This window comes from Nocardia sp. JCM 34519.1, from assembly GCF_020361265.1.
GTDB classification, from domain to species: Bacteria; Actinomycetota; Actinomycetes; order Mycobacteriales; family Mycobacteriaceae; genus Nocardia; species Nocardia arthritidis_A.
The window spans coordinates 231,435-256,289 of the sequence record NZ_JAIRBR010000004.1 but is presented as its reverse complement, the minus strand read 5'-3'; the positions used below and the strand labels follow the sequence as shown (position 1 = coordinate 256,289).

Sequence of the window (24,855 nt, the reverse complement as noted above, 5' to 3'; positions counted from 1 at the left end):
CCAAAAAGTCAGATTCACCGATAAGACCGCCGGGTGAGCGCGCACTCCATACCATTGATCTGCACCCGAGATCCGGGCGCTTCGATAACAGGACACACTCGAAACAGGAGGTGGCGTCATGGCGGTTGTTCGCATTGCCAGGTGGCTGAAGCAGGGTAAGAGTCTGAAGACTTTCGCGTGGTACGGGTGGATATAACCCGCTGACCGAATTACACCCGCGCCCGGGATCGGCGCGCCGTTCCCGGGCGCGGGCATTACCTTTACCCTCGCGAGGAATCGCCATGCCTTCATCGCATACGACCCGAAATTCACGGACCGTCACCTTCGCGCCACGACTGGCGGAATTGTTCGAGAAATATCTCGGACAAGATCTTTTCCGCCTGGAGCCGGATACCATCGGCATCGCCGGCGCGGATCTGATGGATGCCGTGCTCAGCGCCCGACCCGCCGGCGCCGCGGAACGCCCGACCTTCAAACCCGTTCGCGGTCGGCTCGTCGGCCGGGCGGATGCGGTCACCTTCATGCGGGCGGTCACCGCCGACGTGCGCGCCGCGCTGAAAACCCCTTTGGAGGCCGATGCCGACCTCACCGGCAAATGGCCGCAGCGCGCCCACGACTACGTGCGCGACCTGGTCTTCGGGCGCGAGGATTTCCGTTTCCGGCTACTGGTCGACCGCAGACTGGAGCTGACGCCGAAGCTGACCTGGTCGGTGACCACCTCGGGGGCGGCGTTGATCGGCAGGCTCGGCGTGCGGCGGCCGCTGTCGAATCTGGCGGCGCAGGTCTTCGACGCCGACAATTTCCGCGACCGCCAATATTCGATGTACCTGTATCGCCGGGTCGCGGCGCCGGTGTGTTTCACGGTGGCGTCGCTGGTCACCGGTGCGCTGTGGCTGGCGTCGCCACTGGACCCGGCGGTGTCCAACCGCAATATCCTTCTGGAGACGCTCCGGCTGCTACCGCCGTCCTGGAATCTGTTGCGCAACAGGGGAAGTGAATTCGCCGCCCTCGACAGCCGGATCGGCGCCGACGACGACATCCTGCTGCTCACCCTGCTCAGCCAGCGCGATCCACGGCTGTGGGAGGCGCCGGAGGAATTCCGCCCGCAACGCTGGGACGCGCTGGACCCGGAAACCCATCCCGGCTACCTGCCCTTCGGTCACGCGTCTGAGCGCTGCTGGGGGCGGCATATGGTGCTGCCGCTGGCCGAGCGCATCCTCGATATCGCCCGACGCGACGGCCTCGCGGTCGATCCGGGCCAAACGATGGGACGGGTGGAACTCGACGGCCTGCTGGAGATCGCGACCATGCGGGTGTGCGCCGGTCAGTCCGGCTGACACCCGAGGCACCAGAACAGGTTTCGCGCCGCCATCACCGCATGCGCGACCGGTGTCCCGCAGAGACGGCACGGTTCGCCCGCACGCCGATAGACGTAGGTGCGCGGACGATCCGCCGCATACGAGGGTGCGCCGTGATCGTCCTCGGGTCGCACCACCACCATCTTGCCGACCCGCACCCCGACCTTCATCAGCTCGACGAGGTCCGCCCACATCGCCTGCCATTCAACAGAACTCAACGCGGTGCCCGGCCGGTGCGGCGAAATACGGTGCCGGAACAGCAGTTCCGCCCGGTAGACATTGCCCACTCCGGCCACCACCTGCTGATCCATCAGCAGGGCCCCGATCGGCTTGCGCGAGCGATGAATTCGCCGCCAGGCCCGGTCCGGGTCGGCGCCGCGGCGCAGCGGGTCCGGGCCGAGCCGCTCGGTGAGCGCGGAAACCTCGGGCGGCAACAGGATTTCGCATGCCGTCGGGCCGCGCAGGTCGGTGCCGAAGCCCGGTTTGCCGTCGGGCACACCGAATATCCGCATCCGCACCTGGCCGACCGGCTCCCCCATCGGCAGCCCGGAATCGTAGAACTTCCCGTACAACCCGAGGTGCACATGGACGACGAGTCCCGAATCATAGTGGTGCAGTAGGTGTTTGCCCCACGCCTCGGCCCGCGTCAATATGTGCCCGTCCACCCGCGCCGCCCCGGCCGCGAACTTCCCCTGCGGGCTGGAAACCCGGACGACGCCACCCGCCAGCTGACGCTGATGCAGCCGGGCGAGACGATGCAGGGTATGCCCTTCAGGCATGGAAGGTCGCTATCCTCTCGGGCGATTACCTACGCGAGCAATGGATTTCAGTACGCCGGAACCTCGGGTGCGACACCGGTCTTCTCGTACTCGGCCAGGATGTCGATGCGGCGCTGGTGCCGCGCCTCACCGGACCACGGGGTGGTGACGAACGCGTCGACGATGGCCAGCGCCTCCTCGGTGGAATGCATGCGGCCGCCGATGCCGATCAGCTGGGCGTTGTTGTGCTCGCGGGCCAGCTTCGCGGTCTCCACGCTCCAGGCCAGCGCGCAGCGGGCGCCGGGCACCTTGTTGGCGGCGATCTGCTCGCCGTTGCCGCTGCCGCCGAACACCAGGCCGAGGCTGCCCGGGTCCGCGACGGTGCGGCGGGCCGCCTCGATGCAGAACGCCGGGTAGTCGTCCTGGGCGTCGTACTCGAGCGCGCCGCAGTCGACGACCTCGTGCCCCGCCTGCTCCAGATGAGCCTTGACGTGATTCTTCAGTTCGAAACCGGCATGGTCGGCACCAAGGTATACGCGCATGGGCTGCATTGTGTCAGGCCGCGCGAACCGCCCGGCCGCCGGGACACGCCGCCATTAACACCGGCGGGCGACCGCGCGAATCCGAGGTTGCGCGCGTAGCGCCGCGAAATCGGCTCCCAGCAACTGAATAGAGTGCATCGCATGCAGCCGCATCAACCACAGGACATGAGCTACAACGTGCCTGGACTGTCATATCCGAACCCGTACGCCCAGTCGCCGTACGGACCCGTGCCGCCGGGTGTGCCGCCCCAGCAGCAACCGCGCGGCCTGTCGCCGTGGGGCAGGCCCGCCCGGCACAGCTGGGAGATCCCGCTGCTGGTGGTGGTCATCGTGCTGACGGTGTTCGCGTACCTGATCGCCGTGCTGATGCTGATCTTCGGCAGCATCGATCAATTGGTGTTGCTGCTGGTGTTCGCGCCGGTGCTGGTGTGGTTCGGCCGCGGCATCAACTATTCGGCGCAGCGGGTGAACGGCGTGAAGATGTCGCCGACACAGTTCCCGGAGGGCTACCGCATGGTGCAGGAGGCCGCGGCGCGCTTCGGCATGGCCAAGGTCCCGGACGCCTACGTGGTGCTCGGCAACGGGCAGATCAACGCGTTCGCCTCCGGGCACGGCTTCCGCCGCTATGTCGTCGTCTACAGCGATCTGTTCGAAATCGGCGGCGCCGCACGCGAACCCGACGCATTGGCGTTCATCATCGGGCACGAGGTCGGGCATATCGCGGCGGGGCACGTCTCCTATTGGCGCCAGCTCGGCATGTTCCTCGCCCCGTTCTTGCCGATCCTCGGCAGCAGCCTCAGCCGCGCGCAGGAGTACACCGCCGACAATCACGGCTACTGCAATCGCCACCGGGGCGCACCCACCGCGATGGGCACGCTGGCCGCGGGCAAATATATGAACACCCTGGTCGGCTTCGACGAGATGGCCGACCGGGCCGTACAGGAGAAGGGCTTCTTCGTCTGGATGGTCAATGCCATGGCCAGCCATCCGGTGCTCACCTGGCGGATGGCGGCGCTGCGCGACCGCAGCAGGCACGGCAAGCTGTTCCTGCGACCGTCGCCCGCGCCGTTCCCGCCGAATCATCAACCGTACGGAGAGGTTCCGGCGCTGCCGCCGAAACCCGTTCCGTAGCGGGCGAATTCAGTCGAATTCCGGATCCTCGGTGCGGGTCCGCTTCAGCTCGAAGAAGTGCGGGTAGTTGGCCAGCGTCACCGACGCGTCCCACAGCTTGCCCGCCTCCTCGCCGCGCGGGATCCGGGAGAGCACCGGGCCGAAGAACGCGACGCCGTTGATGTGGATGGTGGGGGTGCCGACATCGGGGCCCACCTTGTCCATACCCGCGTGGTGGCTGGCGCGCAGCGCCTCGTCGTACTCGGTGCTGTCGGCGGCCTTCGCCAGTTCGGCGGGCAGGCCCACCTCGGCGAGCGAGTCGGCGATCACGGCGGCCAGCGATTCCTTGCGGGAATCGCGCCGATACTCCTCGCGACGGTTGTGAATGCGGGTGCCCATCGCGGTGTACAGCGGTAGCAGCACCTTGTCGCCGTGCTGCTGCGCGGCGGCGATGCAGACCCGGACCGGCGCCCAGCCGGTGGCCAGCAGCTCCTGGTACTGCTCGGGCAGGCCCTCGCGATTCTCGTTGAGCACCGACAGGCTCATCACGTGGAATTTGGCCTCGATATCGCGCACCTTCTCGACCTCGAGAATCCAGCGCGAGGTGATCCAACACCACGGGCACAGCGGATCGAACCAGAATTCGGCGAGGTCTTTGTTACTCACGGGCTTCCTCTCGGTCGTGTTGCGGGCAGCGGTGAACCCGCCACCGCATATACCGAACCAACCATGCCGTCGGGCGATTCGTTCCCCATTTCGGACGCGACTTTCGTCCGGATCCGACGGCCCCGACCGCCCCGCGCCAGTAGGGTTGACCGGACAGGAGTAACTGGAACCGAGCAGGGAGCCGGATATGACCTCGGGACAGCATTTCGTCATCGTCGGCGGCGGACTGGCCGCGGCAAAACTGGCGGAAGCCTTGCGCGCCAACGATTTCGCCGGATCGGTGACGCTGCTCGCCGCCGAGGACCAGCTCCCGTACGAGCGACCTCCGCTGTCCAAGGAACATCTGCTCGGCAAGAAATCGCTTATCGAATTCACCGTCGAATCGCCGCAGTGGTACCGCGATCACCACATCGATCTGCGCCTCGGCACCAGCGTCACCGCGATCGATCGGACCGCCAGGACGGTGACGCTGCCCGACGGGTCGACCCTGTCCTACGACAAACTCGCGCTGGCCACCGGTTCGGCGCCGCGCACGCTGCGCATACCCGGCGCGGACGCGCCCAACGTCTACACCCTGCGCACCATCGAGGATTCCGACACGCTGATCGAATTGTTCCGCAGCGCAAGGCGTTTGGCGATCATCGGGGCCGGGTGGATCGGTATGGAGGTGGCGGCGGCGGCCAGGGCCGCCGAGGTCGAGGTGACGATACTGGAATCCGCCGAACAGCCGCTGCTCGGCGCGCTCGGCCCGGAGATGGGCGCGGTATTCGCGGACCTGCACCGGGCGCACGGTGTCGATCTTCGGCTCGGCGCGCAGGTCGCCGAGATCGTCACCACGCACGGTATCGCCACCGACGTCGCCACCGGGGTGCGGCTGGCCGACGGGAGTGTCGTCGAGGCGGATGCGGTGCTGGTCGCGATCGGCGCCGCACCCAATATCGACCTGGCGCGGGCGGCCGGGCTCGAGGTGGACGGCGGCGTGCTCGTCGACGCGAGCCTCACCACGAGCGATCCGGATATCGTCGCGGTCGGCGATATCGCCGAGCAGCAGCATCCGGTGCTCGGGCGGCGAATCCGGGTGGAGCACTGGGCGAATGCGCTCAACCAGCCCGCCGTCGCGGCGGCGACCATGCTCGGCAAACCGGGCAGCTACGACCGGTTGCCCTATTTCTTCACCGATCAGTACGACCTCGGCATGGAGTACACCGGTTACGCCGGGCCGGGCGATTACGAGCGGGTGGTGGTGCGCGGCGACAAGGCGGCCCGGGAGTTCCTCGCATTCTGGCTCGACGGCGCGAATCGGGTGCTGGCCGGGATGAACGTCAACATCTGGGATGCCGGGGACCGGATCAGGGAGCTCATCCTGTCGGGCGACCCGGTCGACCCGGACCGGATCGCCGATACCTCGACCCCACTGTGACCGGAGTCACATCGAAATCCGTAGAATGCGGCGGGCGGGCACCGACCTCCTGGTGAACACACCCCACACATAGGAGTTCGAGCCATGAAGTACATGCTGCTGAAGACCTACACGGGCGCCGCCTTCTGCGATACGCCGATATCCGAATGGGCGCCCGAGGATATTCAGGCGCACATCGATTTTCAGCGGGCACTGGGCGCGGAACTTCGACGATCCGGCGAACTCGTCGACGCACAGGGCCTTGCGGGCCCGGCCGAGGCGCGGATCGTCAGCTCCGACGGCCGGTCCGCACCGGTGATCACCGACGGACCGTTCCCGGAGACCAAGGAATTCCTGGCCGGATACTGGATCGTCGATGTCGATTCGCCGCAGCGCGCCTACGAGATCGCGGGGCAGGCGTCCGCCGCGCCCGGCCCCGGCGGCAAGCCGATCGGCGAATACATCGAGGTGCGTGCGGTGCTCGACGTACCGGCCACATCGGACTGACGCGCGAAACCTCTTGCGCCCGTGATTGATTCGCCCATCGAGGACCTGCTGCGCGAACTCGCGCCGCAGGTCCTCGGCACGCTGGTGCGCCGCTTCGGCGATTTCGGCGCCGCCGAGGACGCGGTGCAGGAGGCACTGCTCGCGGCCGCGACCCAGTGGCCGAAGGACGGGTTGCCGGACAATCCGCGCGGCTGGCTCATCCAGGTCGCCCAGCGCCGGATGACCGATGCGGTGCGCGCCGAAATCGCCCGGCGACGCAGGGAGACAACGGCTTTCGAACGCGACGTGCCCGATGCCGCGGCCGTCGACCACGACGACACTCTGGACATGTTCTTCCTGTGCTGCCATCCGGCGCTGTCCCCGGCCGGCGCCATCGCGCTCACCCTGCGTGCCGTCGGCGGGCTCACGACCGGCGAGATCGCCCGCGCCTTCCTGATACCGGAAGCCACCATGGCGCAACGTATTTCGCGCGCGAAACAGAAACTGTCGACGCTGCGGCGGCCGTTCGCGCGGCCCGGCGACGCCGAATGGCGGGAACGGCTCGGTGCGGTGCTGCACGTGCTGTACCTCATCTTCACCGAGGGCCACACCACCACCTCCGGACCCGGCCTGCACCGAACCGACCTGTCCGGCGAGGCGATTCGGCTCACCAGGGCCATGCACCGGCTGCTGCCCGACGATACGGAGGTCACCGGCCTGCTCGCATTGATGCTGCTCACCGACGCCCGCCGCACCGCGCGCAGCGGCCCGCACGGCGAGCTCATCCCGCTCGCCGAACAGAACCGCACCTTATGGGACCGCGGGCTGATCACCGAGGGCGTCCGGCTCGTCACCGGCACGCTGGCGCAGGGCCTGACCGGCCCCTACCAACTTCAGGCCGCCATCGCCGCGCTGCACGCGGAGGCCGCCCGCGCCGAGGACACCGACTGGGACCGAATCCTCGTGCTGTACAACATGATCGAGCGCCTGGCACCGAACCCGATGGTGACACTGAACCGCGCCGTCGCGGTCGCCATGGTGCACGGCCCCGCCGCGGGGCTCGAACTCACCGACACCCTCACCGCCGACCTCGCGAGCAATCACCGTCTGGCCGCGGTGCGCGGCCACCTGCACGAAATGGCGGGCGACTACCACGCGGCCATCGCCGCGTACACCGCCGCCGCCGAACGCACCACCAGCATTGCCGAGCGGGATTACCTCACCATCCGGGCCGCGCAGTTGCGCCGGCTGTGAACCCCGCCTGTTCGAGTAGGCCGACCGCCGTTGTGGCACAGCATATTTGCTCGGTCAATCGTTGCGACCGGACGCGGCGACGGCGACACCCAGGCCGATCATCGTCAGTCCACCGACGCCGCCGACCATCGACAGCCGGCGCGGTGAACGACCGAACCAGTCCCGCGCCGTCGACGCCGCCAGTCCCCACACACTGTCGGACAAGAGGCCGAGGAGGGTGAAAACCAACCCGAGCACCAGCATTTGCACAGCGGCATGCCCCGCGCCGCGATCGACGAACTGCGGCAGCACCGCAACGAAGAACATGATGGTTTTCGGATTGCCCACCTCGACGGCAAAGCCCTCCCACATCGACCGCAACCCCGAATGTGCGACGGACTCACCGGCTATGGCGGTCCGCAGCGACCGACCCTGCCGGAGTGCCTTGGCCCCCAAATAGATCAGATATCCGGCACCGGCCCATTTCAGCACCGTGAACGCGATGACCGACCGTTCGACGATCGCGCCGACACCGAAGGCGACGGCGATCACCAATATGTAGGCGCCGATCGCGCTGCCGACAATCGTCGCCAACGCCGTGCGTCGCCCGTGCGCGAGCGCGCGCCCGATCAGGAACAATACGCTCGGGCCCGGAATCGCCAGCAGCACAAGCGACATCGCCGCGAACGCGAACAACCTATCAGCCGACACCATCAGAGAATGTTAGCCACGCGAAGCGTTTCGCGACCAGGTGGGCCGCATCGGATGACAGAATGCCTTGTGTGGCGGACGGTTTCACCATTGATGAGGTACGTGCGGCGGCGCGGCGGTTGGCGGGGGTCGCGCACCGGACACCGGTGCTCACCTCCCGGGTGCTGAACGAGCGCGTCGGGGCCGAAGTGTTTCTGAAGTGCGAGAATTTCCAGCGCGTCGGCGCGTTCAAATTCCGCGGCGCATACAACGCGATCTCCCAGCTGACCGCCGAACAACTCGCGCGCGGTGTGGTGGCCTGGTCCTCCGGTAACCACGCGCAGGCGGTCGCGCTGTCCGCGCGGCTGCTCGGCACCTCGGCGGTCATCGTGATGCCCGCCGACGCCCCGGCCTCGAAGTTGGCCGCCACCAAGGAATATGGGGCCGAGATCGTCACATACGACCGCTACACCGAGGACCGGACCGCGATCGGTGAAGCCCTGGCCGCCGAGCACGGCCGAACCCCGATTCCGCCATTCGACCACCCGCAGGTGATGGCCGGACAGGGCACCGCGGCGCTCGAACTCATCGAAGAGACCGGACCGCTGGACGCCTTCCTCGCACCCATCGGCGGCGGCGGGCTGATGGCCGGATGCGCCACCGCCGTGACCGCGCTGTCCCCGGGCGCCCGCATCATCGGCGTCGAACCCGTCGACGGCGACGACACCAAGCGTTCGCTGGAGGCCGGTCATCGGATCCGTATTCCGGTCCCGCACACCATCGCCGACGCGCAGGCCAACGAAACTCCGGGCGAACTCACCTTCGCCGTCAATCGCAGATTAGTGGATCAAATCGCACTGGTCACCGACGACCAACTGACAACAGCCATATCGTTCCTCTTCAACACCATGAAAATCGTCGCCGAACCGACCGGCGTGGCCGGAGTCGCCGCCCTACTGGCAGGCCAGATCTCGCTCCCCGGCGCCCGCGTCGGGATCGTCATCTCCGGCGGCAATATCAACACCACCCGATTCGCCCAGTTGGTCGGTGCCCTTTCCAGTTAGCGCCGCCGCTATCTCGAATCGACCTCCCGACAGAATCCCGTAGACGGTTGGGTCGAAGACATGGCGTGCGAACGCACGGAAACGCCGATGTGCATGCGTGGAGCGCGGGCCCTCTCACCTTCGGGAAGCTCGAATCCGGATGCGCACCGGAGCCCGATTTGGACATGGACGGAATCAGGAGCAAGCTGCGCCCGTCAAAGTGACGACACCGGCCAGTCCGCTGACATCCTCCCGCGTCGGGCCGAATAGCATGACGTCGACCGATGCGCCGTCCGCAGGGTCTTCGGTCGTGTCCGGTGCCTGCACGTCGTTGAGGTCGACCTGGACGGTGCACAACACACCAGGGATATCCGCCACGGACTTGCCTTCCGAGGTCCAGAACGGATCGGTGTTGTTGACCAAGGCGTCGGGGATCAGCATGGCTACTGAGTGATACATCCTCGGTATTGTGGTCGGCTGCAGCACCCGATCGATGGGGGCGTTGTTGTTGTAGGCAGCTTGGGAGGGGTAGATGCAGGCATACCCACTCGGGCAGCCGTGAACGCTGCCGGCTTGGGCGGAGGCGGGGGCGGCCGATATCGCGGCCGTGGTGAGGGTGGCCGCGCTCAATAGGGCAGCGACGCGGTATCGGGTGGTGCTCATGACAATCTTCTTCGGTGGTATCCCGACCCTATTGTTGGAAGATCAACACTAGCCGCGTAGCGATCGGCTTACCATTGGCTTTTGAGAGCGTTCTGGTTGCAGCGCAGTAACAAATATTTATCCCAATAGGAAGTGCAACCGCCTTTGGTACTTCGGCGCAATCGAAAATAACCTTCACGTAAACCAAGCAGCACCACGAAGCACTGCACAGAAATGCCGCTGCGCGCGGATGGTGAGCCGAAATGTGCTGGGGCTCGAGATATCCGGTATGCCGATCAGGTAGCGAAACCGCCCGTCGGAATGCCTGCGCCGTGGATGTGGCATCGCCGGGTACGGCAATGCCACATCTGGCAGTGACTTATCGGCTCCGGTCAGGAGGATTTGAAGAAGTTGACCGAATCGGGCGGACCATCGATGAAGACACGGGCAAACGACTGTGTGCCATCGGGGCACGTCATCGGACTGTCCGTCGTGAGGGCAACGATGGCGTTGATCGAATAACCCGCGTACGGCCCCTTCTTGACGTTGATGACCAAATTCGCCCCGTTGCTCGGATTATTCAGATTCAGGGTGATGGTGTAGTCGGCCGTGCCGTTCTCGAAGGTGTCGTTGCGGTTGACCCAGTAGAGGTTCGCCGATCCGGTGAGGACTATCGGTCCCGCCGGGTTGCAACCGGTCATGCTGGCCGGCGTCGTGGCCAGCCACGAACTGTACTGGGGCGGGCTACCGGGGACGGCGCCGGGGACGGTGCAGTGCCGGTATGACGCCGCGTACAGCGCTTTAGGAGGCACAAGATCTGCTTGTCCTCCCACATCACAGGACAGCGCGGGTAGCTGCGTGGGCAGCTGGGTCTCGACCAACGGCGCCGGCGATGAACCCGAAACAGCGGGAATGGCCAGCACGCTGCCGACCGTGAGCACGGTGGCCGCGAGGACCCGGCCGAGAGTGGCGGTGCGCATGATGTCACCTGTCTTCCTGCGCCCGTGGGGCACAACTTGTTCCGTCCCCGACATGTGGGAGGTGCGCACCTCGTACTCATCCATCGCTGAGGTTTTGCTGTGGGTTACATCACTATCAGGGCACCCCATAATGCCGATTACCGAGCTCTGTCGTTAGGGCGCAACGGGGTCCACCCATGCTTCAATGGCCCACACGTCGATCAGCGGGGGTGGTCGGATCTAGTCAGAAGGGACGGGCCGCTGACTAGGTGAACTCGATGGTCACCTCGCCGCTGAGGGTTGTCATGCCCACGGTGTTGCAGGCGAGGGAGAAGTCGGGGTCGGTGACGGTCTTGGTGGCGGTGAATCCGGCATCGAGCCCGGAGGTGACGGTCCCGGTGTGGACGTCCACGTGTGACCCGTTGGCCAATACTGTGACGACGCTTTTCGTAAAGCCGACGCTGCTCTGCGCCCCGTTGTTCCACTTGTCGGTTTCGGTGCCCGCCGGGACCAGGACAGCGCTGGTGCAGCTCAGCGGGCGTGTGATCTCCAGGTGGGTGGTGCCGCCGGTGAGCTGGGGGTCGGGCGTGATCGGGCACGGGCCGTAGCGGTCGTCGATGGTGATCTTCACGTCGTGGGTCGTGCTGGTGACCGCCGGGTCGAACGTGACGTTTTCTGTCCCGTTGCACGTCAACGGCCCTGGACCAGCCGCATAAGCGGTATGTGCTGGGACCAGGGCAGCCGAGCCCAGCGTCAGTAGCGCCAGCGGCAGCAGGCGGGTTGCTGCGGACCTGAGGATTTTCATGGCAAGTACACTTTCTTCGATTCCTGGCACGGCTCGATAGCTGCGGGGATAAGAATGTGATCGACGACACATTTGTGTCGTTACAGGTGGACAAGTATCGGACGGACAGGCGCGGATCGAGATTGCACTGCCCTGCCGACGCCGGCAACACCGAGCCCATCGGTGCACCGCCACTGCTGCGAGGCCACGGCGTTCAACAAGTCGGTGTAGCCAACTCCTGTTGAGCAGCAACGAAATCCCCGGCCGACCCCGTCGGCCGGGGATTCTCTCATCCGGGGGCGTCGGGGCTAGGGGCAGGTGAAGGGGACGCCCTTGCCGCCCGAGGCGGTGCTGGTGTCCATGTAGTAGGTGAGGTTGTCGGGGAGGTGGTTGATTTCCATGCCCACGGCGTGAGTGCCGGAGGCCATGCCTTCGACGGAGAAGGCGAAGTCCACGGTTCCGTCCGCACTGGAGGTGACGGTGCTCGACGTCGAGACGGGAGCGCCGCCGTCCAGCTTGTAGTACGCGTGGAACTGCTGGTTGGGGAGGTTGGTCTTGAAGAGATGGCCACTCACGAAGAGGGTCTTCGAGTCGTCACATTGAACGGTGGCGAAACTGTGGTTGCTATCAACGGTCTGGCCCTGGTGTTGCCCCGTCCAGGCAACGATGGGAGCGATCTCCGCCGATGTCGGGAGTGCCATTGTTCGATTCCCTTACTTGCGATGAGTCATAGTGAGAAGTGGGTCACCCACGTCAATGGTGCGCCCGATGCGGTCTCGAAGTGGGATGATTCGCCCGAATTAGTCTGCCGCACAAGCGATTATCCTCGCTCTGGCATACCGCCCAGGCGGTATGCCAAGGCGAATTGATCTCAGCCACAGTCGATTACGAGCCAAGCGAGAATCTACCCTCGCGGTGGCCATCGCGACCTACCTGAAGATCAACAGCCCCGCCGCAGCTCGGGGCCGTCGCGGTGTCCGCTAGGTGACCTAGCACCGTTCAATCGGCTGGCTGTACTCGACACAAGCATCCGGTATTGCCGCGTTCCGGGCGGCTCGAAGCGGCTCGCGCATAGAGTGGAAGATCAACGGGCCGAGATCATCTCGGCCCGCTGAACGCCCTCTTCTGCCGATGACAACGTGTGGGTCCTCGCTGCCTATGTCACTGTTACGGCCGCGAGGTCGCTGGTGATGCATGAGAATTGGGGTCGCGTCCGTTCACAGCTCCGCGACGAGTACACCGGGGCTGTCTTGATCCCGACACCGTGAGGAAAGTGATGACCACACCGAACCCAGAACCGACACCCGTCAAGTCCACGATCGCCGACACTGGCGGTGGCAAGGATGTGCCCGTCAATGATGGGGATGATCAGCTGTCCCACATTATCGATGACATCCCGATCATCTCGGGCAACGGCAGCGCCGACGGGTAATCCGCGATGCTGTGCCCGAACAGCAACGAAGCAGACGGACGATGGGGTGCCTCACTCAGAACCCGAAGGCGGCATCGGCGAGATCGTTGGCGTCGTCCACCTGTGACCCGCTGACACAACCGGCCTTGCTGTAGCGGATTGCGGCGAGGCCCACTCCAAGGACATCCGCTTTATGCCGCTGACCACCCTGATCGAACCAGCTAGCGCGACGCGGCGGAAGATCAAGTGGCGGTGTCGGTTCGAGTTCGACCGAACGCCCTGCACTGCCGATGAGCGCGTGCTCATTCCGGATCGGAAGCTGGTGACTGTGGCGGCAGCTGAACCGACTCCCGCCACAGTGCCCACCTTGGTACTTCTCAGACCGCCCTAACTGGGCCTGAGCTCACAGTCCGGGCCGGGGAAAACCAGGGATTCATGCCCGTTCGCGAATCGCACCACGTACGGCGGCTCGCCCTGTTCTCCTCTGACTTCGACAATTTCGCCGGTTTGTTCCGGTATGCCCGTTGCGCGGCCATGGATCAAGATCTGGTCTCCAACGTTTGCTCGCATCGAACCAATCCTCTCTCCGAACAGTTGCCTGGCATCACCAGTCTGCGGTGCCAACAGGGGTCATTTGCCCGAAACCGAACAGACTGCCTTGCCGAACAGCGGCCAGCCGCTGCGGCAAGCAGATTCGACACCGCGCAGAAACGTCCGGAAATGCCGCATATCGAGCGTTCGGTGCGCCGTGCGCATTGGCTGCCAACCGATTTCGTGTACGTCCCGGTATTGCCGAGGCGCGGAACCCTGCGCCGGCAGCGGACGAAGGCCGTGTCATCACATCCTCGGGCGGTGAACGGCACGGCCGTTCGCATCACCGGTCAGGCGGGCAGTACGCCGGGGCGGAACGGCTCCACGCCGATGGTTCGATGCACGTAGTCCGGCTTGATGAGCACCGCCACCCGTACCTCGCCGTCGACCGGCCACGGGAACGTCTCGGTGCCCAGATACTTCTGCGCCAGCCGGTCCATGATCCGCGACGCGGGCGCTCCCTCCACGAATCCCGCTGCACGCCCACGGATCTCGACGCGATCATAAGGATTGTCCGGGCTGAACGAGCACAGTGACAATCGCGGATCCCGGCGCAGATTCTGCTCTTTCATCCGTCCTCGCGACGTATCGACGACGATCCACTCCGTTCCATCGATCGTCTCCAGCCCTGCCCACATCGGCGTCAACTGCGGCCCACCGTCCGGATTCAGCGTTCCCATCACCCAAAACCACGGCCGCCGTAGCCAATCCCGAATCCCATCGTCCAGCGCATCGCTCATACCGTCATCCTGCCCGACCCCGAATACGCGCTCATGCCGAATTTCGGAGACCCGATCGTCGCGCCACGTCTCACGGTAGGTTTTACCCTGTGTCTGCGAACTGCGATCTCTACGCAACGGTAATAGGACTTGCCGATCTTCATGAAGCACAGTCGGTTAAGGCCGCGGTCGAGCAACTGTTGGCGGAGGAGTTCCAAGGTGGTTGGGATTTCAACGTGGAGGTCAAGCAGCGCGGCGATACCGAGATCTACCTGGTGATCGAGTCGCTCGATACGGTGATCATCGGCGGAAACGGCTCGTGGACAGACGTTTTCGATGACCTTCTCGCAGAGCGCGTTTCCGCCGTTGCGGCCCACGCCAAGACGAACACCGAGTGGACCTGGCCCGACTACCAGTAGCCGAGGTGCGTCGAGGCCTCGGCCGGATGCCGATCGACGGCGGAAGGGTCCGCCTGGAGGATCACTTCACCGAAATGCGGCTCGGAACACGGCTTTACGTGTACCGCTTCGTCGACAGCACCGGACAAAGTTTCGAATGTCATGCGGTCGGCTGCGACGCCGGGAAAATCAGATCGATCCAGCTTGCGGTGTGGCGGAAACCGATTCGCTCGTAGACGATGCGGGCCGGGTTGCCGTCGGTTACCGATAGCCCCAGCGCCGCAATGCCCGACGACGCCGCACGGGCCGAGACCACCCGCAGCAGCAGCGCGCCGAGCCCGGCGAGATCGGGGCCGGGGCGGCGGAAGACGTCGGAGATCCAGGCGCCTTCCAGCGGCGGCTCACCGCCGGTGTCCTGGACGAGGACCGCGGCGACCGCACGTCGCCCATCCCATGCCACGGTGCTACACGGCAGCAGTGGACCCATGAGCGAGCCGTCGTACAGCGCGGCGAGTGTCCGCAACCCGTCGACATCATGGTCGGGATGAGTCGACGGATAAGCGGCCGAGAATGCGTCCTGCAGAGCGGCGGGCGCAACCTCGGATGCGGGAACAGGTCGCAGCCCCGGCGGCAGCTCGGGCTCGGTCGGCGCCATCCCGGTCAAATCTCGTGTGTAGGTGTGGAAAAGCCGTACACGGTGGGCGCCCGCATCCAACAGCGCGGCGCCCAGGTCGGCGTCCGCGGTCGCGCCCCAACCCGACAGCGCCCGCAGGATCGGTGCCACCGCGCTCCGATCCCCGGAATCGGCCCAGCGCAAATCCTCGGCCCACAGCCGGTCACCACGGCGCCCCGGCTCGTAGTGTGCCAGCGCGGTTCCCCGAGGATCGAAAATCGTCTCGATATCCCTCTCCGGCTCGATCATCACCGACATTCTTCTCGATCGACCTATGCGATGGCGGGGTGCCCCCAACCTCGCCACCAGCGGTCGGCGATCCGCGCGGATGCACGAAAACGCCGCGTTCCGGTCGTTCAGATGAGCCACAGCCGTTGGCTGACAGGCGATCCCGCGGAATGCGCGCACCTGCCGACGTCAGTGCGATGGTTTGGTTTCGATCTCAACCTCGTTGAGTGAATACAACGTCATGGCCATGTCGCGCAACCGTCCGAAGTATTCCGCCTCGTACTCGTCTTCGAAGTAGGGCATGATTCTGTCCAGCTCACCAATGCATTCGCTCAGGACTCGGCGACGCCAATCGTCCAGCGCCCCCGAAAGCGCCACCGAGACGCAGCCCGCGATATCCGCATCGACCAGTACCAGCTCCACATCTTCGATGTCCACGCCTCGGCAGCGTGGCGGAAATGGGGCCGACCGGTGTTCGACCCATAGCCGTGCGAGCAACTGGCGACTCGGCTCGTCCATGTCAAAACCCTTGTCTCTCAACGCATGACCGCGACATAAAGGCTTCCATGAGCCGTCCGGCCCGGGGACCGAATGCACGAAAACGCCGCGTTCCGGAGATTTGGGCGAGCCGTAGCCGTTGTCCGCCAGTCGATTTCGCGAACCTCTGATAGTGCCTACGAGCGGATGTGGCTGGTCTGGTGGCGGTCGGTGTGAGCTGAGCGTAGAGGCGAAGGACTCCATACACGCTGAGCGGTGACACGGCCGTCGCCAGCGGCACGGTTACGGCACCGACCGTCCCATCCGGAATGATCCGTGGAAACGAATAGCGAGGGGTCTAGGCAACTCTGGGATGGTTATCGTCCCGATCCGCCGCTTCGGCCATGCAGAGAACCGAAACTGAACATTCGATCTGAGGAACAGGGGAAGAATCAGTGCGAGTTGGTCGGGTCAGAAACCGTGCGGGTGAAACGTTCTCGGGCCGGTGTCGCAAACCCAGCGGCGTGATTGTCGCTTGCGTGCTGGCCGGGGCCGTCTCGTTCGGTGCGCCGGTGGGGGTGGCGCCCGCGGCGGCCAAGCCCGACACCGTTGTCATGACGTGCGACGAGACCGGCATCGTCACCTGGCTCAATGCCGGGATCACCGACACCAAGGCCACGGTCAGGTGGGAGAACAACAAACACTACGACAACTGCCGGCTGCCGGACGGATCCACACCCAAGGTGTATCCGAAGATATCCGTCGCGGAGGGCACCGAATTCGCGTCGTGCGACGATGTCGATGTCGAGAGCCACAAGGGCAGCGGGGAAATGACTTGGTCGGACGGGTCAGCCACCACGTTCGAGCAGAAGGCGTCGAAGCAGAGCAAGTTCAAAGGTGATGGCACCGGCGAGTTCACGCTCATCATCGGGGACGGAAATGACTTCGCGGGCGACACCGCCATAGACAAGGACACTCTGACGAAGAAGGAATCGGAATCCTGCCCTGGCCTGACAAGCGCGACAACCAAGGGCACTCTCACCATTTACGCGTAGTAGAGCACGGGCGAGGCGGCGGGCGAATCGGATTCGCCCGCCGACGCCGTCGTCATAAGCTGCGGCCATGCCGAAGATCAGGTTCACCAATTCGGGCTCCGACAAGCCGTTCATTGTCTGGATCGAGCCTTGGGCCCAGGATTACTGGCTGCGCCCCGGAGATTCGTTCACCATAGAGTACGACGAAAGCGACTTCGTGGAACGGGCAAACCTCGGCGCGGACTTCGATGTGGTGTGGCATGACAAGGGCGTCACGGTCTGGCCGGCCTCCAGCCACGAGGTCACAGTCCGCGATCAGTCCGGTACCGAACTCGAATGCGGCCACCAGCGTCCCGCAGCGAGTTGAGAGCTCGACACGTTACTGCCGCTGCGCGGGCATTGGTAAACCATCAGAATCGGTTGCGCGACAAGGACTTCCAACGCGCGCACCTGCCGACTATCGAGTTACACAGTTCGACGGACAGACCCCAACCGTTCAGATCCATTATGCAACAGGGGCTTTCAATGCCCGGTATCGCCGATTATGCGACGTTCGAGATCGTCGCCGGTGAGATCAGTCCTGCGGGGAGGGGCTTCGGGGCGACGACCGGTCGTCGATCGGCGTGCGTAGCATCCTCGGCGATGATGGGAGGGGAATGTCGGAGGTTGTGAACTTGACGGCGGTTGATTCCGCGGGCGTGCTCTGGCCGGTCGTGCTTCGTTTGGGTGAGCCGTCGGTGGCGCGGGTGGAGTTGGTGGGTCATGGCGTGTTCGGGTCGGGTGATGACGACCACCTGAGCTGTCTGGTCGCTGTCCGCGAGTATCTGGAGGAGCGGGGACGGCTGTTGTGCTGTCAGGGCGCTCGGCCGGATGTGTGGCCGTCGGGCATGTTGCGGCAGTTCGAGAATGGTCGGCGGGCATACGTTCTCGACCGTGATCGGCGAGGTGCGGAGCTCGAGGTGGTGGACATCTTCGCTCCGGCGCCGGCCGAGATGGTCGTGAGCGTGTTGGAGCAGGGTAAGGCCGTATTCGCGTTCTACGGCTTGCCTTGGCGAGGAGAGTAGCCGCTCCCCCATCACCGGGTTATCCGGTCGTCCGCCCGATAAGGCAAACTGCCAACTCATGGTGGCCAAATTCAGTGCGGGGATTCTGTTGTTCCGGATGACCGATACCACCGAGGTACTGCTCGGGCATATGGGTGGGCCGTTCTGGGCGAAGAAGGACGGCGGCGCGTGGTCGCTGCCGAAGGGCGAGTACGACCCCGCGACAGAGGAGCCACGGGTGGCGGCGGCGCGCGAGTTCACCGAGGAGTTGGGGCTGCCGGTGCCGGATGGCGAATGGGTTGCGCTCGGCGATGTGACGTACGGCAGCGGCAAAAGCCGAAAACAGTTGTCCGCCTGGGCGATCGAGGGCGACCTCGATGCGGACGCCATCGTGCCGGGAACGTTCGAGATGGAATGGCCGCCGAAATCGGGCAAGCTGGCGGAGTTTCCGGAGATCGACCGCGCGGGCTGGTTCGATTTGGCCACCGCCGCCGACAAGCTCGGGGCCGGTCAGCGACCGCTGCTCGACCGGCTCGCCGAGTTGATCGCGAATCGGCGCACCGCCGGTGCGGTGAAACGCGACTGAGATCGCCAATTCCCGCACAGCGGTTGACCTTCCGGCGTCGGCCAATCCGCAACCCTGGCTATTCCAGCGCCGAACGCTACCCAGGAACGGTCTCAGGCGGGCACGCCGGTCCAGGCACGGCCCGTGATCAACTCGTACGCCTGAACGTACCGCTTACGGGTGGCCTCGACGACATCGCCCGGGATTTCCGGCCCGGGCGGTTCCTGATTCCAGCCGGTGGAGGTGGCCCAGTCGCGGACGAACTGCTTGTCGAAGGATCGCTGCGTGCGACCGGGCTGCCATTCGTCGGCGGGCCAGAAGCGCGACGAATCGGAGGTGAGCACCTCGTCTCCGAGGGTGAGAACGTCACCGTCCCAACCGAATTCGAGTTTGGTATCGGCGATGATCACACCGCGCTGCGCCGCGTGCGCCGCACCCCGCGAATAGATGTCGAGCGTGCGCTCGCGCAGCAGTTCGGCGACCTCGCGCCCCTCCTGGGCCACCACGTCGTCGAAGGTGATGAACTCGTCGTGTCCCTCGGACGCCTTGGTGGTGGGCGTGAAGATCGGCTCGGGCAGCTTGTCGCCCTCGACCAGTCCCGGCGGCAGCTGCACACCCGAAACCGCACCGGTGCGCTGATATTCCTTCAGCCCGAGTCCGACGAGGTAGCCACGGGCGATGCATTCCACCTGCACCATCTTCAGCGGCTTGCAGCGGATGGCGCGGCCGGCGAATTCGGCGGGCACATCGGTGGCCGACAGCACGTGATTGGGCACATCGGTGAAGAAGTCGAACCACCAGTTGGACAGCTGGGTCAGCAGCGCACCCTTGTCCGGAATCGGCGTCGGTAGCGTCACGTCGTACACCGAGACCCGATCGGAGGCGACGAGCAGCAGGCTGTCACCGTCCTCGTACAGGTCACGCACCTTCCCGGCGTGCACATGCTTCAACGCAGACCTCCACATTCCTCGGCTCTTCCCGGCAACCCGCACAATACCGCCGAGCCCACCGTGCCGGGTCACCGGCGGTACGCGCAATGACGCCCGTAACTCCGCCGCGGCAACCGGCGGGCAGTGACTAGGGTTGAGCGAGGAAAACCCCGCGCGGGCGACCACGCCGAGGTGGCATCGTGAGTGCCGCCCGTGCTCAGTTCTTCGACAACGAAGGAGCCCAATTGTCCGCACCGAATCTGACTCGCGACCAGGCGATCGAACGCGCCGCGACAGTGCGGGTCGAGAACTATCGCATCGACCTCGACCTCACCGACGGGGCCGGCAAGCCGGGCGAGCAGACCTTCTTTTCCCGCAGCACGGTGACGTTCACCGCGACACCGGGCGCGAGCACATTCGTCGATATCGTCGCGCGCGGTGTGCGCTCGGCCGTGCTGAACGGCACCCCCATCGAGATCGGCGACTATGACGAGGCCAAGGGCATCGCGCTCACCGGCCTGGCCGAGCACAACGAACTGGTGGTGGAGGCCGATTGCGAATACTCGCACACCGGCGAGGGCCTGCACCGCTTCGTCGATCCCACCGACCAGGCCGTCTACCTGTATTCGCAGTTCGAAACCGCCGACGCCAAAAGGATGTTCGCGTGCTTCGACCAGCCGGATCTCAAGGCCACCTTCGATATCACGGTCACCGCACCGTCCGACTGGCAGGTGATCTCGAACAGCGCTGCGACCCAACCGGTTCCAGGTAAGCACGTCTTCGCGACCACGCCGCGGATGTCGACCTACCTGGTCGCCCTGATCGCCGGGCCGTACGCTCGATGGACCGATGAATACACCGATGAGCACGGCACCATCCCACTCGGAATCTACTGCCGCGCTTCGCTTTCCGAGTACATGGACGCCGAGCGCCTGTTCACCGAGACCAAGCAGGGTTTCGGCTTCTACCACAAGAGTTTCGGTGTGCCGTACGCCTTCGGCAAGTACGACCAGCTGTTCGTGCCGGAGTTCAACGCCGGCGCGATGGAGAATGCGGGCGCGGTAACCTTCTTGGAGGACTACGTCTTTCGCTCCAAGGTGACTCGCGCCTCCTATGAACGCCGCGCCGAGACCGTGCTGCACGAGATGGCGCACATGTGGTTCGGCGACCTGGTCACCATGAAGTGGTGGGACGACCTGTGGCTGAACGAATCGTTCGCCACCTTCGCCTCGGTGCTGTGCCAGTCGGAGGCGACCGAATACACCAGCGCCTGGACCACTTTCGCGAATGCGGAGAAGTCGTGGGCGTACCGGCAGGACCAGCTGCCGTCCACCCACCCCATCGCCGCCGACATTCCCGATCTGGCCGCGGTGGAGGTGAACTTCGACGGCATCACCTACGCCAAGGGCGCAAGCGTGCTGAAACAGCTTGTGGCCTATGTGGGTTTGGAGCCGTTCCTGACCGGCCTGCGCCAGTACTTCACCGAACACGCCTATGCCAACGCCACTTTCGACGATCTGCTCGGCGCGCTCGAAAAGGCTTCCGGCCGTGACCTTTCCACCTGGGGCGCACAGTGGTTGAAGACGACGGGTCTGAACATCCTGCGCCCCGACTTCACCGTGAACGAGGCGGGCGAATTCACCTCGTTCGCCGTGGTGCAGGAGGGCGCCGCGCCGGGCGCCGGTGAGCGCCGGGTGCATCGCCTCGCCATCGGCGTCTACGACGACCAGGACGGAAAGCTGGTGCGCACCAAGCGCGTCGAGCTCGATCTGGACGCCGTCGAACGCACCGAGGTGCCGGAGCTGGTCGGCGTGCCGCGCGGGAAATTCGTGCTGGTCAACGACGACGACCTCACCTACTGCTCGGTCCGCCTCGACCCGGATTCGCTGAACGTGCTGATCAACCGGATCGGCGATATCGCCGAACCGCTCCCGCGCACCCTGGCCTGGTCGGCCGCGTGGGAGATGACGCGGCAGGCCGAGATGCGGGCCCGCGATTTCGTCGCGCTGGTGCAGCGCGGCATCGGCGCGGAAACCGAGGTCGGCGTGGTGCAACGGCTGCTGATGCAGGCCAACACCGCACTCGCCGCGTACGCCGATCCCGAATGGCTCGCCGCCTCCGGTTGGACCGGCTACGCCGACCGGCTGCTGGAGCTGTCCCGCGCCGCCGCGCCCGGTTCGGATCACCAGCTGGCCTTCGTCAACGGGCTGCTGGCGACCAAACTGTCCGGGCCGCACATCGAGGTACTGCGCAAGTTGCTCGACGCCGACCCGGCCGAGGTCGGGCTCGCGGGGCTCGCCGTCGATACCGATCTGCGCTGGCGGATCGTGACCGCGTTGGCCGCGGCGGGCGAAATCGACTCCGACGGGGTGGACCATCCGTTCATCGACGCGGAATTGGCCAAGGATCCGACCGCGGCAGGCAAACGGCAGGCGGCCACCGCCGGTGCCTCGCGACCGATCGCCGCGGTGAAGGAACAGGCCTGGCAGACCGCGATGTTCGACGACGCCGTCCCGAATATCACCATCCGCGCGATCGTCGCCGGCTTCTCGCCGGTCGGTCAGGGCGAACTGCTCGCGCCGTTCGTCGAACGCTACTTCGCCGATATCGCCGGCGTGTGGGAGCGCCGATCCAGCGAGGTCGCGCAGACCGTGGTGGTCGGCCTCTACCCGAGCTGGGCGATCAGCGAGGAGGCGGTCGCGGTGGCCGATAAGTTCCTCGCCGACAACCATCCGCCCGCCCTGCTCCGGTTGGTGTCCGAGGGTAAGGCGGGCATCGAACGCTCGCTGCGCGCACGGGCTTTCGACAAGGAGTAGAGGTAACTCTGTAATCCCGTTCCCCCGGCTGTCGCCGGGGGAACGGTAGGGCGTCAGCAGGTCTTGGGACCTGGGTTGCCGCCGCGCAGGACCCAGCTGAGCCAGGCGGTCGCGGCGGGCCAGCCGATGACATCGGCCGAAATGTGTTCGCTGATCGGCACTTCCAGGTAGCGCAGGTCGACGTTCGCTCGGCAGTAGGCGTCGATCGTCGGGTGGATGACCTGGGGCGGGATCAGCTGGTCGGTGGTGGACTGCCACATGAACAGCGGCATATCGGGGCGATGCGCCGGGTCGACGCCGAAGCTGATGTCGTGCAGCACCTGCTGAATTTCGGGCCGCCGCAATACGTTCGGATCCTTCAGGTACGTCGACATCGGCGGGCTGAGCATTCCGGCCGCGATCTCGGTCCACAGGCAGCGGTTACCCATATCTTCGAAGTGCGCGACGCCATCGGGCGTGAGCAGGTCCTCGGGTTTCAGCACGTCGGGATATTCCCGCGCCACCCCGTTGACGAAGACCCACACCGCCCACTGCGCGAAGAAGTTGCCGAGGTTCACCGGCCCGAGCACCTCGTCGAGCAGCGCATTCTTATCGCCCGGCACACCGCCCTGCGCCGACCCGAGGATCGGCAACTCCGGTGCGTAGGACGCGTGCAGTTCGGCCGCGGACGCGCTGGCATTTCCGCCGCCGGAATACCCGTAGAGCCCGACCGCCGAATCGGCGAGTCCCAGTGCCGGATCCCGCTTCGCGGCCCGGATACCGTCGAGCACCATCCGGCCCTCGGACGGGCTCAGCGCGGTATTGCGTTTGCCGTTGAAATCCGAGATCACCACGGCCATACCCTGTTCCAGGAAATACTGGGTCAGCGCGATCTCCTTGAACAGCCCGGCCCGCAACGTATACGACGGGTTGCAGATGTTCGCGGTGCTGTCGATCGCCTCCTGATAGGACACCAGCGGCCGCGGGCTCCCGATCCACGGAATACCCGGGGTCAGCACCGTGGTCGCGGTGACCAGCGGGGTCCCGTGCGCATCGGTGCTGCGGTACAGAATCTGCCTGGTGGACACCGGGATCGGGATGCCGAGCACATAGGACTGCACATCGCGGGTCCGCACGATATCGCCATTGTTCAGGCTGTCCAGATTCGGCGGATCGGCGTACCAGGGGTCGCTCTCGGGTGGCGTCAGCGGCACCACCGCCGGGTAGATCTGCCGTTCGCTCGGCAGCGGTATCGGTGGCTGCGCCACGGCCACCGCGGTGGACACCGCCGTGAGCACGCAGACGCCGAGACCGGCGAGCATCGAAAGCCGTCGTGCCGACATCTTCTCCCCTACCGTGTGTGCTGAAGGGAGATCTGCGGTACAGCCGACACCTCCCTGTGTCAGCTTTCACAACACACGACGGCGCGATGTTGCGGTAGTCGCAACTGGCCTGTTAGCGAGGCCAACGATATGTGCACTCTGCCCAAATGGCTCGGCGCGCCCACCGATAACGGTGGACGCGCCGGGAGCATCAGCGATTTCGGGTGGGCGAGCCTAACGTCCGATCGCGGCGGCCATCACCCGAACCGCCGACACCAGGCCGTCGATGAGCTGCCCCTGACGGAATGAGCTCAGCGCGGCCGTGACGCCGAGCTGGCAAACCCGGTCGTTGGCGCGGTCGGCGACCTCGCGGCCGGAGCGCACCTCGATCGCCTTGTCGTTCGGGGAGACGGCGATGAGCACCGAACGCGCCGCCTCCGGTGTCTTCGGGAAGATCGCGTCCGCGCCCGCGGCGGGATCCTCGCCGAGGTTGCCGATGTAGATGTTGAAGCGCACCTTGGTCGCCCGAGTGGCCTCGGTGAGCACGTTGTCCATGGCCAGCCGCTCCGGATCGCTGAACGGCGCCTCCTTGAACACGGCACCGGCCTCGTGCACGCCGGAAACGCGTCCGCTGCTGGTGATGGCGTATCCGTGCGGCAGATCGGCCTCGACCACCGCGGGCCATTTAGAACTTGCCACTTGCCCGGCCTCCGATCAGATCCGCCGCGGCGGACTCGATAGCCGCATGGGAGCCATGCGACGAACCACTGTCATGGTGACCGGATCCGGTCACCTCGTCGGTCGCACTCCACAGCACCGGCTCTGCCGTCCACTCCTGACCGAGGTCGAAGTGGGTCGGCTTCTCGCCGGCGAGTGGCTTACCGAGAAACGACAATCCGGCGATCACGCCGTAGATCACCAGCGGGATGCCGACGAAGATCAGCACTGTCTCGAGAATGCTCACGGATCAACGGTAGACGATGCTGTGTAGTAGTTCCGC

The 24,855-nt window shown here is 65.4% G+C and carries 29 protein-coding genes; 13 read left to right on the top strand and 16 right to left on the bottom strand.

Annotation, left to right across the window (positions count from 1 at the left end):
* Positions 1-281: 281 nt before the first annotated feature.
* Positions 282-1,337, top strand: a complete 1,056-nt coding sequence (locus LGY53_RS13215; protein ID WP_225726974.1) for a cytochrome P450 — start codon at positions 282-284, stop codon at positions 1,335-1,337.
* Here LGY53_RS13215 and LGY53_RS13210 read toward each other — a convergent pair.
* Positions 1,325-2,137, bottom strand: coding sequence for an Fpg/Nei family DNA glycosylase (locus tag LGY53_RS13210; protein WP_225726973.1), 813 nt, complete (start codon positions 2,135-2,137; stop codon positions 1,325-1,327). The two genes, LGY53_RS13215 and LGY53_RS13210, sit on opposite strands and share 13 nt — an antisense overlap.
* A 47-nt stretch (positions 2,138-2,184) precedes the next feature.
* Positions 2,185-2,658, bottom strand: a complete 474-nt coding sequence (locus tag LGY53_RS13205) for a ribose-5-phosphate isomerase (protein WP_167473176.1) — start codon at positions 2,656-2,658, stop codon at positions 2,185-2,187.
* 141 nt (positions 2,659-2,799) lie between these two features.
* On the opposite strand from LGY53_RS13205, the gene LGY53_RS13200 reads away from it, so the two are divergent.
* A complete protein-coding gene (locus tag LGY53_RS13200) occupies positions 2,800-3,789 on the top strand; it encodes a M48 family metallopeptidase (RefSeq protein WP_225726972.1) in 990 nt (329 codons plus the stop codon).
* Positions 3,790-3,798: 9 nt separating this feature from the next.
* Here the strand turns inward: LGY53_RS13200 and LGY53_RS13195 are convergent, their stop codons facing one another.
* Entirely contained in the window at positions 3,799-4,434 is a 636-nt protein-coding gene (locus LGY53_RS13195; protein WP_225726971.1) for a DsbA family protein, read from the bottom strand.
* A gap of 187 nt (positions 4,435-4,621) precedes the next feature.
* Here LGY53_RS13195 and LGY53_RS13190 point away from each other — a divergent pair, with 187 nt between their 5' ends.
* From LGY53_RS13190 to LGY53_RS13180, 3 genes are all read left to right on the top strand, one after another.
* Positions 4,622-5,854 (top strand): NAD(P)/FAD-dependent oxidoreductase, encoded by a 1,233-nt coding sequence (locus LGY53_RS13190; protein ID WP_225726970.1) that lies wholly within the window; start codon positions 4,622-4,624, stop codon positions 5,852-5,854.
* A gap of 84 nt (positions 5,855-5,938) precedes the next feature.
* Positions 5,939-6,340: a YciI family protein gene (locus tag LGY53_RS13185; RefSeq protein WP_225726969.1), complete on the top strand. Its 402-nt coding sequence runs from the start codon at positions 5,939-5,941 to the stop codon at positions 6,338-6,340.
* A gap of 21 nt (positions 6,341-6,361) precedes the next feature.
* The gene (locus LGY53_RS13180) at positions 6,362-7,573 is read left to right on the top strand and encodes an RNA polymerase sigma factor (protein ID WP_225726968.1); all 1,212 of its coding nucleotides are present in this window, start codon (positions 6,362-6,364) and stop codon (positions 7,571-7,573) included.
* Between the two features lie 54 nt (positions 7,574-7,627).
* Here the strand turns inward: LGY53_RS13180 and LGY53_RS13175 are convergent, their stop codons facing one another.
* A complete protein-coding gene (locus LGY53_RS13175; RefSeq protein WP_225726967.1) occupies positions 7,628-8,266 on the bottom strand; it encodes a LysE family translocator in 639 nt (212 codons plus the stop codon).
* Between the two features lie 68 nt (positions 8,267-8,334).
* On the opposite strand from LGY53_RS13175, the gene LGY53_RS13170 reads away from it, so the two are divergent.
* Positions 8,335-9,306 (top strand): threo-3-hydroxy-L-aspartate ammonia-lyase, encoded by a 972-nt coding sequence (locus tag LGY53_RS13170; RefSeq protein WP_225726966.1) that lies wholly within the window; start codon positions 8,335-8,337, stop codon positions 9,304-9,306.
* Positions 9,307-9,480: 174 nt separating this feature from the next.
* Here the strand turns inward: LGY53_RS13170 and LGY53_RS13165 are convergent, their stop codons facing one another.
* The 4 genes from LGY53_RS13165 to LGY53_RS13150 all read right to left on the bottom strand — a co-directional run bounded on the left by LGY53_RS13165 (position 9,481) and on the right by LGY53_RS13150 (position 12,371).
* Positions 9,481-9,948, bottom strand: coding sequence for a hypothetical protein (locus tag LGY53_RS13165; protein WP_225726965.1), 468 nt, complete (start codon positions 9,946-9,948; stop codon positions 9,481-9,483).
* 371 nt (positions 9,949-10,319) lie between these two features.
* Complete coding sequence (locus LGY53_RS13160) at positions 10,320-10,991, bottom strand: hypothetical protein (protein WP_225726964.1); 672 nt, start codon at positions 10,989-10,991, stop codon at positions 10,320-10,322.
* Positions 10,992-11,151: 160 nt separating this feature from the next.
* A complete protein-coding gene (locus LGY53_RS13155) occupies positions 11,152-11,691 on the bottom strand; it encodes a hypothetical protein (RefSeq protein WP_225726963.1) in 540 nt (179 codons plus the stop codon).
* A gap of 287 nt (positions 11,692-11,978) precedes the next feature.
* The gene (locus LGY53_RS13150; protein ID WP_225726962.1) at positions 11,979-12,371 is read right to left on the bottom strand and encodes a hypothetical protein; all 393 of its coding nucleotides are present in this window, start codon (positions 12,369-12,371) and stop codon (positions 11,979-11,981) included.
* 575 nt (positions 12,372-12,946) lie between these two features.
* Here LGY53_RS13150 and LGY53_RS13145 point away from each other — a divergent pair.
* On the top strand, positions 12,947-13,102 hold the full coding sequence (locus LGY53_RS13145; protein ID WP_225726961.1) for a hypothetical protein: 156 nt from the start codon (positions 12,947-12,949) through the stop codon (positions 13,100-13,102).
* A gap of 366 nt (positions 13,103-13,468) precedes the next feature.
* On the opposite strand, the gene LGY53_RS13140 is transcribed toward LGY53_RS13145, so the two are convergent.
* Positions 13,469-13,651, bottom strand: coding sequence for a DUF1918 domain-containing protein (locus LGY53_RS13140; protein WP_225727214.1), 183 nt, complete (start codon positions 13,649-13,651; stop codon positions 13,469-13,471).
* Between the two features lie 311 nt (positions 13,652-13,962).
* Positions 13,963-14,412 carry a PPOX class F420-dependent oxidoreductase gene (locus LGY53_RS13135; protein WP_225726960.1) on the bottom strand — a complete coding sequence of 150 codons (450 nt, stop codon included), beginning with the start codon at positions 14,410-14,412 and terminating at the stop codon, positions 13,963-13,965.
* A gap of 89 nt (positions 14,413-14,501) precedes the next feature.
* Between LGY53_RS13135 and LGY53_RS13130 the strand changes: the two genes are divergently transcribed.
* Positions 14,502-14,810: a hypothetical protein gene (locus LGY53_RS13130; protein WP_225726959.1), complete on the top strand. Its 309-nt coding sequence runs from the start codon at positions 14,502-14,504 to the stop codon at positions 14,808-14,810.
* A 139-nt stretch (positions 14,811-14,949) separates the two neighbouring features.
* On the opposite strand, the gene LGY53_RS13125 is transcribed toward LGY53_RS13130, so the two are convergent.
* Positions 14,950-15,711, bottom strand: coding sequence for a hypothetical protein (locus LGY53_RS13125; protein WP_225726958.1), 762 nt, complete (start codon positions 15,709-15,711; stop codon positions 14,950-14,952).
* 168 nt (positions 15,712-15,879) lie between these two features.
* Complete coding sequence (locus tag LGY53_RS13120; protein WP_225726957.1) at positions 15,880-16,128, bottom strand: hypothetical protein; 249 nt, start codon at positions 16,126-16,128, stop codon at positions 15,880-15,882.
* Between the two features lie 578 nt (positions 16,129-16,706).
* Between LGY53_RS13120 and LGY53_RS13115 the strand changes: the two genes are divergently transcribed.
* The 4 genes from LGY53_RS13115 (at position 16,707) to LGY53_RS13100 (ending at position 18,830) form a co-directional block, all read left to right on the top strand.
* Complete coding sequence (locus LGY53_RS13115) at positions 16,707-17,222, top strand: hypothetical protein (protein ID WP_225726956.1); 516 nt, start codon at positions 16,707-16,709, stop codon at positions 17,220-17,222.
* A gap of 67 nt (positions 17,223-17,289) precedes the next feature.
* A complete protein-coding gene (locus tag LGY53_RS13110) occupies positions 17,290-17,568 on the top strand; it encodes a hypothetical protein (protein WP_225726955.1) in 279 nt (92 codons plus the stop codon).
* 307 nt (positions 17,569-17,875) lie between these two features.
* Positions 17,876-18,265: a hypothetical protein gene (locus tag LGY53_RS13105; RefSeq protein WP_225726954.1), complete on the top strand. Its 390-nt coding sequence runs from the start codon at positions 17,876-17,878 to the stop codon at positions 18,263-18,265.
* A 58-nt stretch (positions 18,266-18,323) separates the two neighbouring features.
* Positions 18,324-18,830, top strand: a complete 507-nt coding sequence (locus LGY53_RS13100; protein WP_225726953.1) for an NUDIX domain-containing protein — start codon at positions 18,324-18,326, stop codon at positions 18,828-18,830.
* Positions 18,831-18,922: 92 nt separating this feature from the next.
* Here the strand turns inward: LGY53_RS13100 and LGY53_RS13095 are convergent, their stop codons facing one another.
* Positions 18,923-19,774, bottom strand: a complete 852-nt coding sequence (locus LGY53_RS13095; RefSeq protein WP_225726952.1) for a phosphoribosylaminoimidazolesuccinocarboxamide synthase — start codon at positions 19,772-19,774, stop codon at positions 18,923-18,925.
* 209 nt (positions 19,775-19,983) lie between these two features.
* On the opposite strand from LGY53_RS13095, the gene pepN reads away from it, so the two are divergent.
* Entirely contained in the window at positions 19,984-22,554 is a 2,571-nt protein-coding gene (pepN, locus tag LGY53_RS13090) for an aminopeptidase N (protein WP_225727213.1), read from the top strand.
* A gap of 53 nt (positions 22,555-22,607) precedes the next feature.
* Here the strand turns inward: pepN and LGY53_RS13085 are convergent, their stop codons facing one another.
* The 3 genes from LGY53_RS13085 to LGY53_RS13075 all read right to left on the bottom strand — a co-directional run bounded on the left by LGY53_RS13085 (position 22,608) and on the right by LGY53_RS13075 (position 24,819).
* On the bottom strand, positions 22,608-23,876 hold the full coding sequence (locus tag LGY53_RS13085; protein ID WP_225726951.1) for a lipase family protein: 1,269 nt from the start codon (positions 23,874-23,876) through the stop codon (positions 22,608-22,610).
* A gap of 213 nt (positions 23,877-24,089) precedes the next feature.
* Positions 24,090-24,554, bottom strand: coding sequence for a DUF5130 domain-containing protein (locus LGY53_RS13080; RefSeq protein ID WP_225726950.1), 465 nt, complete (start codon positions 24,552-24,554; stop codon positions 24,090-24,092).
* Positions 24,541-24,819, bottom strand: a complete 279-nt coding sequence (locus LGY53_RS13075) for a hypothetical protein (protein WP_225726949.1) — start codon at positions 24,817-24,819, stop codon at positions 24,541-24,543. The genes LGY53_RS13080 and LGY53_RS13075 overlap by 14 nt, the downstream gene beginning before the upstream one ends.
* Positions 24,820-24,855: the final 36 nt, after the last annotated feature.

Coding starts and splice junctions, on each gene's coding strand:
- LGY53_RS13215 (WP_225726974.1), top strand. CDS start 282: ATGCCTTCATCGCATACGACCCGAAATTCACGGACCGTCACCTTCGCG.
- LGY53_RS13210 (WP_225726973.1), bottom strand. CDS start 2,137: ATGCCTGAAGGGCATACCCTGCATCGTCTCGCCCGGCTGCATCAGCGT.
- LGY53_RS13205 (WP_167473176.1), bottom strand. CDS start 2,658: ATGCGCGTATACCTTGGTGCCGACCATGCCGGTTTCGAACTGAAGAAT.
- LGY53_RS13200 (WP_225726972.1), top strand. CDS start 2,800: ATGCAGCCGCATCAACCACAGGACATGAGCTACAACGTGCCTGGACTG.
- LGY53_RS13190 (WP_225726970.1), top strand. CDS start 4,622: ATGACCTCGGGACAGCATTTCGTCATCGTCGGCGGCGGACTGGCCGCG.
- LGY53_RS13185 (WP_225726969.1), top strand. CDS start 5,939: ATGAAGTACATGCTGCTGAAGACCTACACGGGCGCCGCCTTCTGCGAT.
- LGY53_RS13175 (WP_225726967.1), bottom strand. CDS start 8,266: ATGGTGTCGGCTGATAGGTTGTTCGCGTTCGCGGCGATGTCGCTTGTG.
- LGY53_RS13165 (WP_225726965.1), bottom strand. CDS start 9,948: ATGAGCACCACCCGATACCGCGTCGCTGCCCTATTGAGCGCGGCCACC.
- LGY53_RS13160 (WP_225726964.1), bottom strand. CDS start 10,991: ATGGATGAGTACGAGGTGCGCACCTCCCACATGTCGGGGACGGAACAA.
- LGY53_RS13155 (WP_225726963.1), bottom strand. CDS start 11,691: ATGAAAATCCTCAGGTCCGCAGCAACCCGCCTGCTGCCGCTGGCGCTA.
- LGY53_RS13150 (WP_225726962.1), bottom strand. CDS start 12,371: ATGGCACTCCCGACATCGGCGGAGATCGCTCCCATCGTTGCCTGGACG.
- LGY53_RS13145 (WP_225726961.1), top strand. CDS start 12,947: ATGACCACACCGAACCCAGAACCGACACCCGTCAAGTCCACGATCGCC.
- LGY53_RS13140 (WP_225727214.1), bottom strand. CDS start 13,651: ATGCGAGCAAACGTTGGAGACCAGATCTTGATCCATGGCCGCGCAACG.
- LGY53_RS13135 (WP_225726960.1), bottom strand. CDS start 14,412: ATGAGCGATGCGCTGGACGATGGGATTCGGGATTGGCTACGGCGGCCG.
- LGY53_RS13125 (WP_225726958.1), bottom strand. CDS start 15,711: ATGATCGAGCCGGAGAGGGATATCGAGACGATTTTCGATCCTCGGGGA.
- LGY53_RS13110 (WP_225726955.1), top strand. CDS start 17,290: ATGCCGAAGATCAGGTTCACCAATTCGGGCTCCGACAAGCCGTTCATT.
- LGY53_RS13100 (WP_225726953.1), top strand. CDS start 18,324: ATGGTGGCCAAATTCAGTGCGGGGATTCTGTTGTTCCGGATGACCGAT.
- LGY53_RS13095 (WP_225726952.1), bottom strand. CDS start 19,774: ATGTGGAGGTCTGCGTTGAAGCATGTGCACGCCGGGAAGGTGCGTGAC.
- LGY53_RS13085 (WP_225726951.1), bottom strand. CDS start 23,876: ATGTCGGCACGACGGCTTTCGATGCTCGCCGGTCTCGGCGTCTGCGTG.